Annotated in this window: 12 protein-coding genes; 6 read left to right on the top strand and 6 right to left on the bottom strand. The window is 61.5% G+C overall.

Annotated features, from left to right (window positions below; translation table 11 throughout):
- Position 1: 1 nt before the first annotated feature.
- From J3A65_RS12090 to J3A65_RS12080, 3 genes are all read right to left on the bottom strand, one after another.
- Complete coding sequence (locus tag J3A65_RS12090) at positions 2-1,654, bottom strand: Na/Pi cotransporter family protein (protein ID WP_209901390.1); 1,653 nt, start codon at positions 1,652-1,654, stop codon at positions 2-4.
- A 147-nt stretch (positions 1,655-1,801) separates the two neighbouring features.
- Positions 1,802-2,113: an addiction module antidote protein gene (locus J3A65_RS12085; protein ID WP_209901388.1), complete on the bottom strand. Its 312-nt coding sequence runs from the start codon at positions 2,111-2,113 to the stop codon at positions 1,802-1,804.
- Between the two features lie 206 nt (positions 2,114-2,319).
- Positions 2,320-2,784, bottom strand: coding sequence for a tRNA (cytidine(34)-2'-O)-methyltransferase (locus J3A65_RS12080; RefSeq protein ID WP_113110745.1), 465 nt, complete (start codon positions 2,782-2,784; stop codon positions 2,320-2,322).
- A gap of 337 nt (positions 2,785-3,121) precedes the next feature.
- Here J3A65_RS12080 and J3A65_RS12075 point away from each other — a divergent pair, with 337 nt between their 5' ends.
- The 3 genes from J3A65_RS12075 to J3A65_RS12065 all read left to right on the top strand — a co-directional run bounded on the left by J3A65_RS12075 (position 3,122) and on the right by J3A65_RS12065 (position 9,259).
- Positions 3,122-4,972, top strand: a complete 1,851-nt coding sequence (locus tag J3A65_RS12075) for an ABC transporter ATP-binding protein (protein ID WP_092660349.1) — start codon at positions 3,122-3,124, stop codon at positions 4,970-4,972.
- Between the two features lie 337 nt (positions 4,973-5,309).
- On the top strand, positions 5,310-7,223 hold the full coding sequence (locus J3A65_RS12070; RefSeq protein ID WP_062582930.1) for a methyl-accepting chemotaxis protein: 1,914 nt from the start codon (positions 5,310-5,312) through the stop codon (positions 7,221-7,223).
- A 155-nt stretch (positions 7,224-7,378) separates the two neighbouring features.
- On the top strand, positions 7,379-9,259 hold the full coding sequence (locus J3A65_RS12065) for an ABC transporter ATP-binding protein (protein WP_209901386.1): 1,881 nt from the start codon (positions 7,379-7,381) through the stop codon (positions 9,257-9,259).
- Here the strand turns inward: J3A65_RS12065 and J3A65_RS12060 are convergent.
- Complete coding sequence (locus J3A65_RS12060; RefSeq protein WP_209901383.1) at positions 9,246-10,184, bottom strand: endonuclease/exonuclease/phosphatase family protein; 939 nt, start codon at positions 10,182-10,184, stop codon at positions 9,246-9,248. The two genes, J3A65_RS12065 and J3A65_RS12060, sit on opposite strands and share 14 nt — an antisense overlap.
- Before the next feature lie 368 nt (positions 10,185-10,552).
- On the opposite strand from J3A65_RS12060, the gene petA reads away from it, so the two are divergent.
- From petA to J3A65_RS12045, 3 genes are read left to right on the top strand one after another with little or no spacing between them, the layout of a single operon-like run.
- Positions 10,553-11,143 carry a ubiquinol-cytochrome c reductase iron-sulfur subunit gene (gene petA, locus J3A65_RS12055; protein ID WP_062582935.1) on the top strand — a complete coding sequence of 197 codons (591 nt, stop codon included), beginning with the start codon at positions 10,553-10,555 and terminating at the stop codon, positions 11,141-11,143.
- 13 nt (positions 11,144-11,156) lie between these two features.
- The gene (locus J3A65_RS12050) at positions 11,157-12,446 is read left to right on the top strand and encodes a cytochrome b N-terminal domain-containing protein (protein ID WP_209901381.1); all 1,290 of its coding nucleotides are present in this window, start codon (positions 11,157-11,159) and stop codon (positions 12,444-12,446) included.
- A 22-nt stretch (positions 12,447-12,468) separates the two neighbouring features.
- Positions 12,469-13,368, top strand: a complete 900-nt coding sequence (locus J3A65_RS12045) for a cytochrome c1 (protein ID WP_174196424.1) — start codon at positions 12,469-12,471, stop codon at positions 13,366-13,368.
- A gap of 96 nt (positions 13,369-13,464) precedes the next feature.
- Here the strand turns inward: J3A65_RS12045 and J3A65_RS12040 are convergent, their stop codons facing one another.
- Together J3A65_RS12040 and J3A65_RS12035 are read right to left on the bottom strand one after the other, a co-directional pair.
- On the bottom strand, positions 13,465-14,445 hold the full coding sequence (locus J3A65_RS12040; protein WP_209901379.1) for a spore coat protein U domain-containing protein: 981 nt from the start codon (positions 14,443-14,445) through the stop codon (positions 13,465-13,467).
- Positions 14,426-16,879, bottom strand: coding sequence for a fimbria/pilus outer membrane usher protein (locus J3A65_RS12035; RefSeq protein ID WP_209901377.1), 2,454 nt, complete (start codon positions 16,877-16,879; stop codon positions 14,426-14,428). Before J3A65_RS12035 ends, J3A65_RS12040 begins: the two co-directional genes overlap by 20 nt.
- Positions 16,880-16,884: the final 5 nt, after the last annotated feature.

Below are 16,884 nucleotides of genomic sequence, written 5' to 3'. Positions count from 1 at the left end.
CTCAGGCGCCGGGTTCGGCGAGGCGAAGGCGGCTTTCGATCAGTGCGCCGCTGTCATCGAGGATCGGATGCGCAACCGACACGATGTGCGCATTGATACGTTTGAGGTCACGTAGCATGTCGAGATGCAGCGAGCTGGTCTGCAGGCTTTCCAGTCGTCCGTCGCGCAACCGCTCCAGATGCTTTTCGGCGGACCGCTTTTCGAGCCGGCGGACTTCCACCTTGATTTCCATCAACTGCCGCGCCAGCGCCAGATCGCCGGTCTGGAAGATCGTCTGGGCGGTTCTCAGGTTGTCGACGGTCAGGCTGAGCAGCACCTGCAATTCATCGAAGCCGTCGTCCGAGAACTTGAGGCCGTGCGCAATCTTCTTGCGGACCTGTTCGGCGATGCCTTTTTCGATGATGTCGCCGATATGTTCGAGGTTGATCGCGTAATCTATAATGGCGATGGAGCGGCGGGCGTTCTCCGCATCGAGACCGGTGCGGCCCAGTTCCGACAGGTAGAGCTTCACATCCTGATGAACGTGATCGACCCGTGACTCGAGCCCGGCGATGTCTGCAAGCGGGGCGATATCGTTACGTTTGAAGGCATTTTCGGTGCGGATCAGCATGCGCTCGATGGTGTCGCCGACGCCGAGCACTTCGCGCGTCGCATTGGCGAGCGCCATCACCGGGTTGTCGAGCGCGTCCTGATCGAGGAAGCGGGGGCCGTCGTCTCGCTGCGGATCATCAGGGACAAGGCGAGCTGCAAGGCGCGAGACTTGGGCTGAGAACGGGAATACGACCAGCGCCAGCAGGATATTGAAGGCGAGGTGTGCATCGACCGGGAGCTTTTCCGGCGACAGCGGCAAGGCTTGAACGGCATCGGCGACAGGGCCCGCGAGCGGCAACGCGATGGCGCAACCGATGCCGCGGGTGACAAGGTTGCCGAGCGTGATGCGTCTTGCGGCAGCCGGCGCAGAAAGAGTGGCGACGACGGGCGGAATGGCGCCACCGAGATTTGCGCCGAGGATGAGCACGATCATCAGGCCGGCGGAGACATTTCCGGTCGAGGCGAGCGAGAGGATCAGCACCACGACCGCAAGGCTGGACGACGAGACGAAGGCGAGCACCGCCGACAGTATCAGCGCCACCGGCCACGCGTCATCGAGCAGGCCGATAAAGGCCGCGAGCGCCGGCGACTGGCGCATCGGTTCGGTGGCGAGCCCAAGCAGATGCAGTGACAGCAGCATCAGGCCGACGCCTATCATGGCCGTGCCGCCGCCTTTGCGGGCTGGCGATGCACCGCGAAGCATGACCAGACCGATGAGGATGAGAAGGGGCGACAGCCACTCGATGCCGGTCGCGACCAGCCAGGCGGTAACGGCGGTGCCGACATTGGCGCCGAGGAGCACGATCTGAGCCATGCGTGGACGCACCATGCCGCGTTCGGCAAACGAGGCGAGCGTCAGTGCGGTCGCGGTCGAACTTTGCAGGGCGATCGTGGCGACAAGGCCGGAGACGAAGGAGCGCAGGCTGCTGCTGGTGCCGCGGGCTAGACCCGTCTTGAGGCGTGTCCCGAAGGCGCGGGTGACGCCATCCTTGACCTGCGCAAGGCCAAACAGAAGCAGGGCCACGGCGCCGAAAAGATTGATGATGACGATGGTGGATTGCATATCGGATTGTCTTCGCCCGGGGACGGTTCCTATCGAATGAAGTGCGATAATGAATTGCCGGCTAACGAATATAGGCCGATTACGCCGATGTGCAAATCACTGTTCGCGACAGTTTTTTACGCGTTTTGGCGTGGGGGCAAAAGGACATCAGGCAGCGTCTGCGGTGGCCTGCTCTTTCGCCGGGACCGGCATGAGTTCAAGACCCAAAGCCTTCATCACCTTCAGAATTGTGGTAAATTCCGGATTGCCTTCGCCGCTCAAAGCCTTGTAGAGCGCCGCCCGGCTCATGCCGGTTTTGCGGGCAAGCTTGCTCATGTTTCGGGCCTTGGTGACGGTTCCGAGGCATTTGGCGATGAAGGCCGGATCGCCTTCCTCGAAGGCTGCGACCATGAATTCGTGGATTCCTTCTTCGGTATCCAGATATTCAGAAGGATCGAATAGACGGGTCTCGAGGGGCATCGCTAATCTCTCCACGCACTTGCCAGTCGCTTTGCCTCGGCGATATCGCGCTGCTGACTGCTTCTGTCGCCACCGCACAGAAGGACGACAACGGTGTCTCAGCGCTTTATGAAATAGAGTCGGTAGCCAGGGGCATGATCGACACGCATTTCTCCGCATCATAGAGTAAACTCAGGCGTGTAAAAGACGCTAAATGCGCGTGCCGTTTATGCGGTGAAACCCGTCTGCCGCAGCGCTTCTCCTGATATCATTGCGGCCGACATGGCGACGTTGATGGAGCGCTGTCCTTCGCGCATCGGGATCAGTATGCGGGCATCCGCCGTTTCGTGGACGAGGTCCGGAACGCCGGCGCTCTCGCGGCCGAACAGCAGGATGTCGCCGGGCTGAAACTGGAAGTCCACGTAGGGTTGGGCGGCCTTTGTGGAGGCGAGGACCAGCCGCCGGTTTTCGGATCTCCGCCAGTCGTCGAACTGCTGCCAGTTGACGTGGCGGGTGAGTTCGACGTTTGCCAGGTAATCCATGCCTGAGCGTTTCAGGTTGCGATCCGAAATATCGAAGCCGGCCGGTTCGATGATATCGACGCCGAGGCCGAGGCAGGCGGCGAGGCGAAGGATCGTGCCGGTATTGCCGGGAATGTCAGGCTGGTAGAGGGCGATGCGCAGGTTGGTCATGGTTTTCCTTAAGCCGAGCCGGCCTGTGAGCTCAAGCGTTTGAGGGCGGTTTCGATCGGATTGCCGCAGATTTGGGACTTTTCAAAATGGCAATGAACGGGTAAAAGGGCATCGATCTTTAACGCCAGCCTATGGAGGCCTTCATGGATATGACCGTGCTTATGCGCCTCCGCCCCCCGGTATTTGTCCGACAGGCTTAGGCGTCCGCGGTTTCACGCAGTCTTTTCACCATTGTATTTTGCACGGCCGATATCCGGCAGCGCTCACCACATAACTGACCGGTTCGCCGTCGGCGCGTTTGCGTTGCGTGAAGCGGGTCCGATTGACGGAGCTATCAATGTTTTCCTGGTTCGAACGGCGGGTTCACCCTTATCCCGAGGAGACCCCAGGCCTGCCGCCTGCCGGCCTGATCGCCTTCCTCTGGCACTATACCAAGCCTGTCTGGCCCTGGGTGCTGATCATGTCGGTCTGCACGATGTTCATCGCGCTCGGCGAAGTGATGCTGTTCCAGTTTCTGGGCAATATCGTCGACTGGCTGACGCATGCCGAGCGTTCGACGTTCCTTGCGAACGAGGGAATGACGCTGGTTGCCATGGCACTGATGGTGCTGGTCGGGCTGCCGCTCGTCGCCGGCCTCAATTCTCTCATCATGCACCAGATCCTGATGGGCAATTTTCCGATGATCGCCCGCTGGCAGATGCACCGGTTCCTGCTCAACCACTCGATGACATTCTTTGCCAACGAGTTTGCGGGTCGCGTCTCGACCAAGGTCATGCAGACGTCGCTCGCGATCCGCGAAGTGGTGATGAAGGTGCTCGACGTCTTCGTCTATGTGGCAACCTACTTCATCTCGATGGTGGCGGTGGTTGCGGTCGCGGATATCCGTCTGGCGGTGCCGTTGGTGGTCTGGATCGCCTTTTATTCGGCAACCGTCGCCTACTACGTTCCCAAGCTCCGGAAGATCTCGGCAGCGCAGGCGGATGCGCGCTCGATGATGACCGGGCGTGTCGTCGACAGCTACACCAACATCGCGACGGTGAAGCTGTTTTCGCATTCCGGCCGTGAGGAAGACTACGCCAAGGATGCGATGGACGTGTTCCTGAAGACCGTGCATGGGCAGATGCGCAAGGTGACCGCGTTCCAGGTGCTGGTTTATTTCTACAACTGTGCAGCCCTGTTTGCCGTCGCGACGCTGTCGATCTGGTTCTGGCTGGACAGCGCGATCTCGATCGGCGCAATCGCCATCGCGATCGGCCTTGCGATGCGCATCAACGGCATGTCGCAGTGGATCATGTGGGAAGTCTCGGCGCTGTTTGAGAATATCGGCACGGTCTATGACGGCATGTCGATGATGACCAAGCCGCATGACGTCACCGATGTCGAGGATGCGTCGAAGCTTTCGGCGGCGAAAGGCCATATCGTCTACGACGACGTGCGCTTCCATTACGGCAAGGCAGCGGGCGTCATCGACGGGCTGACGCTGGATATCAAGGCGGGCGAGAAGGTTGGCCTGGTCGGGCGCTCCGGTGCCGGCAAGACGACTCTGATGAACCTGCTCCTGCGGTTCTACGATCTGGAAAGCGGGCGGATCACCATCGACGGGCAGGACATTGCCGGTGTGACGCAGGACAGTTTGCGGTCCTTGGTCGGCGTGGTGACACAGGACACGTCGCTGCTGCATCGCTCGATCCGCGACAATATCGCCTATGGCCGGCCGGACGCGACCGATGCCGAGATCATTGAGGCGACCAAGCGGGCCAATGCCTGGGACTTCGTGGAAAGCCTCGTCGATCTTCAGGGGCGCAAGGGGCTCGACGCGCATGTGGGCGAGCGCGGCGTCAAGCTTTCGGGTGGCCAGCGTCAGCGGATCGCGATCGCCCGCGTGTTCCTGAAAGATGCGCCGATCCTGGTGCTGGACGAGGCGACCTCTGCGCTGGATTCGGAAGTCGAAGCGGCAATCCAGGAAAACCTGTTTGCCCTGATGCAGGGCAAGACGGTCATCGCCATCGCGCATCGGCTGTCGACGCTCACGGAGATGGACCGGGTGATCGTGCTCGACCGGGGCGCCATCGTCGAGACCGGCACGCATCGCGAACTGGCGGATCAGGGCGGCATCTATGCGGACCTCTGGAACCGTCAGTCCGGCGGCTTCATCGGGCATGAGGACGAGGGCCAGGCTGCCGAGTAAACCGTTGACGGAAGAGGCTTGCGGTCGCCGGGGAAACCGGCGGCCGACAACGGTCGTCACGCGTCCGATGGGCGCTGGACGCTTCCGATCGGCGGGATGGCGCGACGGCAACGATTTATCACTTGTTGCGCATGTTCCGAGCCACCCCGGGATGGTCGCTCACGCTCTCGGCGGCTCCCTAGGGAACGACGCCGCGGCTAGCGAAACATTCAACAATGTCAGGTATTTGCGACGACGCTAATATTTTTTTATGGCCGAGACGCAGTAAGTTTTTCTTTATCTAAAGCTGTCAAGTCTCGAGGGATTAAACTCCCTCTCATTTCGGCTCCGGTCCCAGATGTTCAGCAAGATAAAGATCAAGTTTCTTCTGCCCGCTCTCTTCGGCATCACCGTTCTTCTGGTGATCCTTCAGGGCGCACTCGCCATGCGCTCCGTCAACCAGCTCGATGCTCAGACGTCCAATATCAGCCGTCGCATGGAACGCTCGGTGATGACCTCCAATATGGACAGGATCCTGTCCGATATCCGGCGTCTTTATTTGATGGCGCTTTCGGCCAGCAATGCCGCTGACCAGAAGCAGTGGCTCGATCAGATCCGCGCCAAGACGCAAGAGCGTGCCGAGGCTTTCAAGACATTCGCCGACACGGCCAGCCTCGATGTGACCAAGGACAAGATCGAAAAGCTCGAGGCGATCGTTGCCGATTACGACAAGCTGGGAGCTCAGTTCGTCAGCCTGCTGGGGGCCTCGCGGGTCTATGAGGCCAAGGCCGTCATCGCGCAGATGGTGCCCAAAGGCGGCGAGGCCGGCGATGTGATGCTGGACATGATCAACGACAACCGGCTGCACAGCCTCGAATACGGCAAGGTCGCAGATAGCGCCGCACGGTTTGCAGCCATCTCGACGATTGTCGTCGTCGTCTTCGCAACACTTCTCGCGCTTGCTGCAGGGCTTTTGTCCTACTTCCGCGTTGCGCGCCCGATTGCCGACATTACCGGTTCGATGAACACGCTTGCCTCCGGTAATGCGCAGGTTGCGATCCCTTACGCGGGGCGGAAGGATGAAATCGGCGAGATGGCAGCAGCCGTTTCCGTGTTTCGCAACAACGCCCTGGAGCGCGAGCGCCTGGAGCGGGAAACCGAAGCCAACCGTTCGATGAGCGAGAGCGAGCGGATTGCTCGTGAGGAGCAGAAGGCGCATGAGGCGGCCGAGGTTTCGTTTGCCGTCGATAGTCTTGCCAACGGTCTGAACTCCCTCTCGCACGGCGATATGACCTTCCGCATCGGACAGCCGTTCGCCGGACAGCTCGATCAGCTGCGCGTCAACTTCAACGCCTCGATGGACAATCTGCAGACTGTCCTTCGTTCGGTCGGCGACAATGCCCGGATGATCGATGCCGGTGCCAACGAGATCCGCTCTGCCGCAGACGATCTGTCGAAGCGTACCGAGCAGCAGGCGGCATCGGTCGAAGAGACCGCTGCGGCGCTCGAGGAGGTAACGACGGCCGTCAAGGATTCGGCAGCCCGTGCCGGAGAAGCCGGCAAGCTCGTCGAGCACACCCGCAACGGTGCCGAAAAGTCCGGCGATATCGTTCGCCAGGCCGTCGTTGCGATGGAAGCGATCGAAAAGTCGTCCGGCGAGATCGGCAACATCATCGGCGTGATCGACGACATCGCTTTCCAGACCAATCTTCTGGCGCTGAACGCCGGTGTCGAGGCAGCCAGGGCCGGCGAGGCAGGCAAAGGCTTTGCGGTCGTTGCCCAGGAAGTCCGCGAACTTGCCCAGCGGTCCGCGAAAGCGGCGCGCGAGATCAAGGTTCTGATCGGTGCTTCGGGCGAAAAGGTGCGTGACGGCGTTGCGCTGGTCGGCCAGACAGGGGCTGCCTTGCAATCGATCGTGACCGAAGTGCAGCAGATCAACACCAACGTCGCCTCGATCGTCGTGTCTTCGCGTGAGCAGTCGACGGGTCTGTCAGAGATCAGCACCTCGGTCAATCATATGGACCAGGGCACCCAGCAGAACGCGGCGATGGTAGAGCAGACGACGGCTGCCAGCCACAGCCTTGCCGCGCAGGCCGCATCGCTGATCGAGCTTTTGGCACAGTTCAAGCTGGAAGAGGGACGTAGTGCCGTCCGCTCGGCCACGCCTGCATCGCGACCGGCACAGTCACCCGTGCGTGCAATGGGCAACCGGATTGCCTCGGCATTCGGCGGAGGTCAGGCTGCGGCCAAGCAGGAATGGTCGGAGTTCTGATCCTCTGCCAAAATGATGAGTTCTGGAAACGGCTGCTTCGGCGGCCGTTTTCGTTTTGAAGCCCGCCTTATGAAAAGGGGGCGATTGCGGAATTATCCGGCGACAGCCGCATCCCAGCCTTTGCCCCCTTTCGAAATCCGCCTATATCCTGCGGCATGATCATTCGTCTCTTCCGCGCCTTCGAAAATTATGTTCAGCCGTTTGCGCGCAAGGACGATCTGCGTCCGCCCGAAGACGTGTTCGCCTTTATCTGGTTCTACATCTCGCAGGCCAAGGCGCCGTTCTTCGGGATGCTTATTCTGGGTGGTCTGACGGCGGCGATCGAGGCGGCGCTGTTCTGGTTCGTCGGGCGGCTCGTGGATATCCTGTCGACGATCAAGCCGGGTGACGGCTGGACGGTGCTGCTCGACCAGCATGGCGGCGAGCTGTTGGGCATGCTGGTGCTGATCGGTGTCGTGCGCTTCCTGGTGACGATGTCGACCACGCTGATCGACCAGCAGATCATTACGCCCGGGTTCTACAACCTGATGCGCTGGCAGTCCTACATGCATGTTGCGCGCCAATCGCTGTCGTTTTTCCAGAACGACTTTTCCGGCCGGATCGTCACCAAGGTCTGGTCGGGCGGGCAGGCGGCGGGCGATCTCGTCACCTCGCTGATGGAAAGCGTCTGGTTCGTCACGATCTACTCGGTCTCCATGCTGGTCCTGGTTGGCGGGCTCGACCTGCGGCTCGGCGTACTCGTCTGCGTCTGGGTGCTGGTGTTCGGATTTCTGGCCCGTTATTTCGTGCCGCGCATTCGGTACCACTCGCGCGAGACGGCGGAGGCTGCCTCCATGCTCAACGGCCGCATGGTCGACGCCTACAGCAATATCCAGACGCTGAAACTGTTCGGGCGCGACGAGGCCAATGACCGCTACATGCGGCAGGGCTTTGAGACCTATCAGACCACGCTCATCCACTTTACCCGTTTCATCACCGGCGTCCGGGCGTCGATGGCGCTTCTGTCGGGCATCATGATCAGCAGCATGGCGGCGCTGTCGATCCATCTGTGGCTGTCCGGGCTGATCAGCTCCGGCGCCGTCGCGTTCACCTTGGCGCTGGTGCTGCGGTTGAACTTTCTGCTTGGCCGTCTGATGACCCAGTTCAACGGCATCATGCGAAATTTCGGCACCGTGCAGAACGCCGCCGAGCTGATCTCCAAGCCGATCGGGCTGGTGGACGTGCCCGATGCGACGGAGCTGAAGGTGGAGCAGCCGGAGATTCGGTTTGAGAACATCCGGTTTCACTACGGCAAGGGCGAGGGCGTGATCGACAACCTGTCGCTCTCCATCCGGGCGGGAGAGAAGATCGGGATCGTCGGACGATCCGGTGCGGGCAAGTCGACGCTCGTCAACCTGCTGCTGCGCTTCTACGATCTGGAGGGCGGGCGCATCCTGATCGACGGGCAGGATATCTCGAAGGTGAGCCAGGAGTCGCTGCGTGCCAATCTCGGCATGGTGACGCAGGACACGTCGCTGCTGCATCGCTCGCTTCGCGACAACATCCTGTTCGGGAGACCCGATGCGACCGACGCACAGCTTCTCGATGCGGCCAAGAAGGCCGAGGCAGACGGGTTTATCCAGACGCTGACCGACCAGCGCGGCCGGCGCGGCTTCGATGCGCATGTGGGCGAGCGCGGCGTGAAACTGTCGGGCGGACAGCGACAGCGGGTGGCGATTGCCCGGGTGATGCTGAAGGACGCGCCTATCCTGGTGCTGGACGAGGCAACATCGGCGCTCGATTCGGAGGTGGAAGCCGCGATCCAGTCCAATCTGGAGCGGCTGATGCAGGGCAAGACTGTGCTCGCCATCGCGCACCGGCTTTCGACGATCGCGACGCTCGACCGGCTGATCGTGATGGACAAGGGCGCCATCATCGAGCAGGGCACCCATAACGAGCTGATTGCGGCGGGCGGTCTCTACGCGGACCTCTGGTCGCGCCAGTCTGGCGGGTTTCTGGGGATCGAAGACGAAGGCGACGTGGTCAAGGTCCGGTGATCGCGATGTCGGCGATCAGCCCGGCGTGGTTGGAGCCGTAGGTGTTCGGCATGCGGGTGAGCGACTTTATCTTGAGCGGGGCACGCACATAGACGTGGTCGATCGCCAGACCCAGCATCCGCGCCCGGACTGGCCAGGTGGGCGGCTCGAAGGCTGCTGTCTTCAGACCCGTCGAGTTCAGAAACATCCGCATGTTGGGTGGCAGGCTTGAGGCGTTGAAATCGCCTGACAGAACCAGCGGGCCATCGGTGGCGGTGATGGCGAGCGCTGCATTCATGAGTTCCATCGTGTGGAAGTTGTCGAAATACGGCTTCGTCGTATGGATGCCGACGACATGGACCTTGCGCCCGGAAACCGTGACCTCGCCCATGATAAAGCGATTGTCGAAGATATTGCTCAGGCTTCGAACCGAAGCGTTTTCGATCGGGTTTTTTGAAAACATCATCTGGTCGCACTCTTCCATAAGCACGCCGCAACCGACGCGGTAGGGATAGACCGTGGCGATCTGCGTCAGATGTTCGTAAAGCGATTCGCCTTCCATGATGTTCACCACATCGGCGCCCGATGACAGGATGGCGCGGGTGATGCCCTCGGCATTTTCGTAGTTTTCGGAGAGGATATTGAAGGACATCAGCCGGAAGGTCGGTGCGCTCTGATCGGCAGGCGTGACCTCCGCCGCAATTTCGCGCGCCATCCACAGAGGGTGCGCGGTCAAAAGCAGCGCGACCAGAAGCAGGGCATAGCTTGCGAGGTTGCGGTGGATAAGAAGCGCCAGTGCCATGCCGGCGACGCAGGCCGCGGCCGCATGAAATTGCAGGCTGTGGAGCGTTGCGAGGATCCAGTGAGGCCGCAGATAGCGTGTCAAGATCGCGAGAAGGACCAGCGACACGATGACGCAGATGGCGACCGATAACGTCTTTCTCATTCAGGATTTCCGAGCCGGCTGCCATGAAGCTTTCTGCCGCCTAGCATGCCGTTCCGCCACTGGCAACGCAACAGGCCCGGCCGAGGGCAAGGAAGGGCAGGCGATCTGGGGTTGTGGCCGCTTCGCCACGCCCGCGCGTCCCGGGGTGGGGCAGTTCGATCCAATGCGGCGCATATCCGGCAATACAGGGGGACGGTCCGCATCCTGGCCAGAATGTGGCGGGCAGGCACTTGCCAAGTTGGGACTTTATCTGCGATCAAGCACATGAGGCGCTATTTGCTGGGATTCCCAAGGCATGAGTGTGTCGGGGGAGCCGCGCGGAGGAGCGATGCGGATTTATCCGCTGGAGCGTGAGAGGATGACTGACCGTGAGCGAGCACGATACGCATAGTGCACGCGTGGAGCCCCATTCGGGTGAACCCACGCGGCGCGATTTCCTATATTTGACTACCGGCATGGCTGGCGCCGTGGGCGTCGCGGCCGTTGCCTGGCCGTTCATCGACCAGATGCGGCCTGATGCATCGACGCTTGCGCTCGCATCGATCGAAGTGAATGTCGCAGCTCTTGAGCCGGGTATGTCGCTCACCGTCAAATGGCGGGGCAAGCCGGTGTTCATCCGCAACCGGACGCCGAAGGAACTCGAAGAGGCCAACAAGGTTGAGCTTGCCGCGCTCAAGGATCCGGTGGCACGCAATGCCAACCTGCCGGCCGATGCGGAAGCATCGGGCGTCGATCGTTCTGCCGGCGCCGGCAAGGAAAACTGGATCGTGATGATCGGCTCCTGCACCCATCTGGGTTGCGTGCCGCTCGGTCAGTCCGGGGACTTCGGCGGGTGGTTCTGTCCGTGTCATGGGTCGCACTACGATACGGCAGGCCGTATCCGTAAGGGACCTGCTCCGCAAAACCTGGCCATCCCGACGTTCGCATTTGCGTCGGATACCGTGATCCGGATCGGGTGAGGGGAGCATTCTCATGAGCGATCATTCGTCCTACCAGCCATCCACCGGCATTGAAAAATGGGTCGACCAGCGGCTGCCGCTGCCGCGTCTGATCCATGACAGTTTCATCTCGTTTCCGGTGCCGAGAAACCTCAACTACGCCTATACGTTCGGCGCCATGCTTGCGGTCATGCTGATCGTACAGATCCTGACCGGCGTCGTGCTGGCCATGCATTACACCGCATCGACAGTCGACGCGTTCGACTCGGTCGAGAAGATCATGCGCGACGTCAACCACGGCTGGCTGCTGCGCTACATGCACGCCAACGGCGCGTCGTTCTTCTTTATCGCCGTCTACCTGCATATCGGACGCGGTCTGTACTACGGCTCCTACAAAGCGCCGCGCGAAATCCTCTGGATCCTCGGCGTCGTCATCTATCTCCTGATGATGGCGACCGGCTTCATGGGCTACGTTCTGCCCTGGGGACAGATGTCGTTCTGGGGTGCCACCGTCATCACCGGCTTCTTCTCGGCCTTCCCGCTGGTGGGTGAATGGATACAGCAGTTCCTGCTCGGCGGCTTTGCCGTCGACCAGCCGACGCTCAACCGCTTCTTCTCGCTGCATTACCTGCTGCCGTTCATGATTGCCGGCGTCGTCGTCCTGCATATCTGGGCACTGCATGTGACCGGCCAGACCAATCCGACCGGCGTCGAGATCAAGACAAAGACCGATACGGTGCCGTTTACGCCTTATGCGACGCTCAAGGATGCGCTCGGCGTTTCGGTGTTCCTGATCGTCTACGCCTGGTTCATCTTCTACATGCCGAACTATCTCGGCCATCCGGACAACTACATCCCGGCTGATGCCCTGAAGACCCCGGCACATATCGTGCCCGAATGGTACTACCTGCCATTCTACGCGATGCTGCGCGCGATCACCTTCAACTTCCTGTTTATCGACTCGAAGCTCGGCGGCGTGCTGGTGATGTTCGGTGCGATCATCATCCTGTTCTTCGTGCCATGGCTCGATACGTCGAAGGTGCGCTCGGCCGTGTACCGGCCCTGGTACAAGACGTTCTACTGGATCTTCGTCGTCAACGCGATCCTGCTCGGCTGGCTCGGATCACAGCCGGCGGAAGGCATTTTCGTCGTGCTGTCGCAGATCGGGACGGCCTACTATTTCGGCTTCTTCCTCGTGATCATGCCGCTGCTCGGCCTGTTCGAGACACCTCGCCGCATTCCGAATTCGATCACGGAAGCGGTGCTGGAGAAACAGGGCAGATCAGCCAATGCCGGCGTCGCGGCCGGTCAGGCAAATGCCTGAGCGCAGGCGGGAGGAGACTTACATGAAGAAAATAACACTCGGCCTCGCTTCGCTCACCCTGGCACTCGGCCTCACAATGACGTCCTTGAGTGCGCAGGAAAAGCATGACGTCGGCGCCGGTACAGCCGGCGGCGGCGGCGGTGACCATGCGGAGGGCGGCACGCCGCATTATCCGCTGCGTCATCCGGAACCTGTGGACTGGACCTTTGCCGGTCCCTTCGGCCACTACGACAAGGGCCAGCTGCAGCGCGGCCTCAAGGTCTATACGGAAGTCTGTTCCGCCTGCCATTCGATGCGGCTCGTTTCGTTCCGCACGCTCGAGGATCTCGGCTATTCGGACGGCCAGGTGAAGGCGCTTGCGGCCAATTACGAGGTGCAGGACGGTCCGAACGACGACGGCGAGATGTTTACCCGCAAGGCCGTGCCATCCGACCACTTTCCGTCTCCCTATCCGAACGCCCAGGCGGCGGCGGCGGCCAATAACGGTGCTGCACCGCCGGATATGTCGCTGCTTGCCAAGGCGCGCGGCATTACCCGCGGATTTCCGCAGTTCGTGTTCGACATCTTTACCCAGTACCAGGAAGGCGGCCCGGACTATATCCACGCGCTGCTGACCGGCTACCAGGATCCGCCTCCGGGCGTGGAAGTCGCACCGGGGACGCACTACAATCCCTACTTTGCCAATGCCTCAGCGCTCGCCATGGCCCCGCCGATCAGCAATGATCAGGTGAGCTATGACGACGGTACGCCGCAGACGGTGGATCAGTATTCGAAGGACGTCGCCGCGTTCCTGATGTTTACTGCCGAGCCGCATCTGGAAGAGCGCAAGCGCACCGGTTTCATGGTGATGATCTTCCTGGTGATCTTTACCGGGCTGATCTATCTGACCAAGAAATCGGTCTATGCCCGCAAGCCGCACTGAGCTTCAAAGTTTAAACCAAAAAGGCGGCTTCGGCCGCCTTTTTCATGTCTTGCGATCAACCACTTACGGGTCAGGGCAGCCCAGCTTACGCGGTGGTCAGAAATAGGTGACGGTGACGATGACCGTGTCTGTGTAGTTGCCGACGGCAGCCGGTTGCGGAGCGACGCGGCCAAAGACAGGTATCGACTGCACCGCGCCGGCCCCTGTGCCGGAGACGAGTGCGCTACCTGTCGCACCCCAGGGTCGAGAATGGGCCTGATCGGCGTAAAGGCCGTAGGCGATCGTGTTGTTACCGGAGCGCATCAACCGTTGTTCCGGGTTGGTGGCCGCAGCCAGGCCGCCATCCATGGCGATGCTATAGGTCGAGTTCGGCGTGCAGGTGATGTCGACCCCGCCGCTTGCGGTCACTTCGGAATCGATCAGGCCGTGAAGACCGAAATCAAGGTTTGAAACGGCGATCAGGCAGTTTGCCGCAACTGTTGCCTGAACGGTGAAACTTGCCTGCGCCAGTGTCGCCGACGTCGGTGCCGTGCAGTCGAGGGTACTTCCCTCTTCGTAGTAGAACCGCACCTCGCCGGTGCTGAACGAGGAGAGGTAGGTGCCGGTGCCAGCGCTCGTCTGGCCGGCAGATAGCCCGCCGTAAAGCGTCACGGCGCCATTGGCCTCGCCATCAGATGCGGCGATGCGGATCGTCCGTGGCTGGCCGAGTGTCGTATCGTCATACGAACCCCAGCGGGTCGCGCGGCCGGCGTCGGCGTAGAGCTGGTAGCCGAGTTCGTTCGTGCCCGATCGCATGGTGCGGGTCCCGCCGGATGCGCCACCGCTGCCGCTGCCGAGATTGCCGCAGAGCGTGACCGCCGTTGCGTTGGCGCTGACGCCGCTGCAACTGATCGAAACCTGCGCCGTCGCATCGGCGGACACGCCCGAGAGCGTATCGACATTGCCGAAGTTGGCGGAATCGATGTCGACGGTACAGTTTGCGGCCGCGGCGTCGCCGGCGCCGGCTCCATAGAGGAGCAGGCCGATCCCGGCCTGGAGAAGAAGCGTTCTGAGGCGCTTAAGGCTGACAAATCGCATCGGTAATACTCACCTGTTTGCCCCGCTGGGGCTTGTATTGGAAGGTTGCAACGCAGGTGGTCTCATCCGGCAGCGTCAGGGTGAGGCGGTTGCTGGCTTTCAGATTTTCCACGAGCGTCTGGCCGTCATAGCCGACGACGAAGGGCTCCGATCCGGTCTTCGTCGTGCCACTGGCGCCGACTGCGATTGGTTTTCCGTCCGGTCCGGAGAAGGTCACCAGTGCGGCGTTCGCATCGACGTCGACCTCGAAGTTGACGACGATCCCCGACCGGTCGGCCGGCACCACGACGGTTCGGGTGGTGTTGACGACGGCATCGAGCGGCAGATCCTCGGGGTCGATCGCAATGTGGTTTTCCTGATAGGAGCGCAGGTTCGGAAGGAGCAGCTTGCCGCCGCTGTTCGTGCGGCCGGCTGGTCTGTTCTCATGCTGGACCTCGACGCCGGGCGCGCCTGCATCGACGATGGCGAACGCGTCGTTGATGCGGTTGGAGGCGAAGACGCCGCCTCCGGCGCCGACCAGAGCTCCATCAACGGTCACACTGGCCCTTGTCTTGCTGCCGCGTTGGTCGACACGCGCCGCCACTTTCGCCGCCGAAGCGCGGTAGCTGACGGCTGCCGAGTTGATCGCGTTTTCCGACTGCGTCCGGCCAACGCTCCAGCCGTAGTCGCCGATCTGCTGACCCAGCGTGCGACTGACCGTCTGCGTCACGCTGGTTTCGTCTGACTGCGATGCTACCGTTGTGGTGGCCGAGATCCGCTTGCCGATCGGGACGAAGAGGCTCGCATAGATTCCGACAGTGCCGTCGGTCAGGCTCTTGATCGCGGACACGGAAAACGTGCTGTCATTGAACACCGGGCGGCTGTAGGAAAGGCCGAGGATACGCTGCCGGTCACCTTCTGCGGTCTCGGCATTGGTGAAGCTGAAGTTCAGGTTCGATCGGTCGAAAGGCATTGGGACCGACAGGGATACCTGGTCGAGCGCCTTGGGCGGCGCCGCTGATCCGAGCAAGATCCCGTCGGTGGAGCTGCGCTTGTCGGCTGTGACCGAGGCAATGTCCTGAAAACTGCCGAAGCTGCGCTGCATGCGGGCTCTGAGGTGAAAGCCCCGCATCTGTCGCTCCCAGGTCATGCCAACCTGCTCGCCTATTGAACCGTCGTGATAACTGCCAGCGCCCGAGAGCGAGATGACGCCACTCCAAGGCGCGGCGAACACGGCGCCGACGCCGCCATGGACGAGATCCGCGCCGCCCTCGGCATGGCCTTCCATCGTCAGCCAGTTGGTCGCGCCGGTGCGCAGGGTCAGCGATCCGTAAGGGCGGGAATCGTAGTCGTTCGAGTCGATCCCGTAGCCGTGTCGCGCAAAGCCCAGCTCGGCGGAGAAATCGTAAAGCCCGCGGGCGAGCATCTGACTGGACGCGATGAAGCTGCTTTCGGTCGACACCTGCTGCCCTTGAGCGTCGGTGACGACAACCCGGGCATTGCCGCTTCCGTCGACGAAGGGCAGGTTGGTGATGTCGAACGGACCTGCGCCGACCGAACTGGAAAAGCGCTTGGCATCATTGAGATAGACATCGACGGTGGAAGGCACGGCAGCGCTTGCCGACAGTTCCGGCACGGGAAAGGTGACCAGGTCGGATCGCAGCGAGAAGCTGCGTTGCACCTGCAGGCCTCCAAGACGGGTCGGGCGCGTCCAGTTCAGGCCGCCGGTGATGACGTCACCGGCGCTGTAGGTGATCATCGAGTCCTGATCCGAATAGCGCCAGGTCGTGTCCAGGCGCGTCGAGCCGTAGTATGTATCGTCCGAGGTGCTGGCGATAAATGTATTGCTGAGGACGCCCAGCGGGCTGAAATACAGGGCTTCGAAAGCGCCGCTCACACCGGTGAAGCCGAACCGCGAATCCTTTTCGGAATTGTCGGAAGACGCGACGATATTGTAGTTGAGGAGTGCACCGGACGAGGATTGCGCCTTCAGTCTCGGTCTCTTCGGCGCACCGCCGCGCCGCGCCTTGGCGTCGATGATTTTTGGCGCGCGTTCGCCGTTCGATGCGGTAAAATCGATCGTTTGCTGCAGATCGTCGTAGACGAAGGTGACTGATGGTAGCTGATCGATCGTCACGCGGCCATCGGCGCCGATTGCCGTCTTGGCGGGCTTGATGCCGATATTGCGCAGCTGCTCGATCTCGATCGAGAGGGATCCGTCCGGTGCCTGCCGGAAGGCGGCAACGAGATTAGTCTTTACGCCGTTGATCGACACGGACAGGTAGAGGTCGCTCGGCCCGTCCGTATCGGTGGCCGCAGGGACGTCAAAGGGATCGGCGTCGGCCGCCAGATTGGCATCCGGAGACGTATCCCCGGATGCCGCATGACCTGCGGTCGGCAGGACGAGGACGGCGAGGCACAAGCGCGCCAGGAGCAGGGCTGTCTGACGCGCCATGCGAC

Source organism: Rhizobium sp. PvP014 (assembly GCF_017876855.1).
GTDB lineage: Bacteria > Pseudomonadota > Alphaproteobacteria > Rhizobiales > Rhizobiaceae > Neorhizobium > Neorhizobium soli.
Note: the sequence above shows the minus strand (reverse complement) of the source record. Positions and strands in the feature narration are given on the sequence as shown.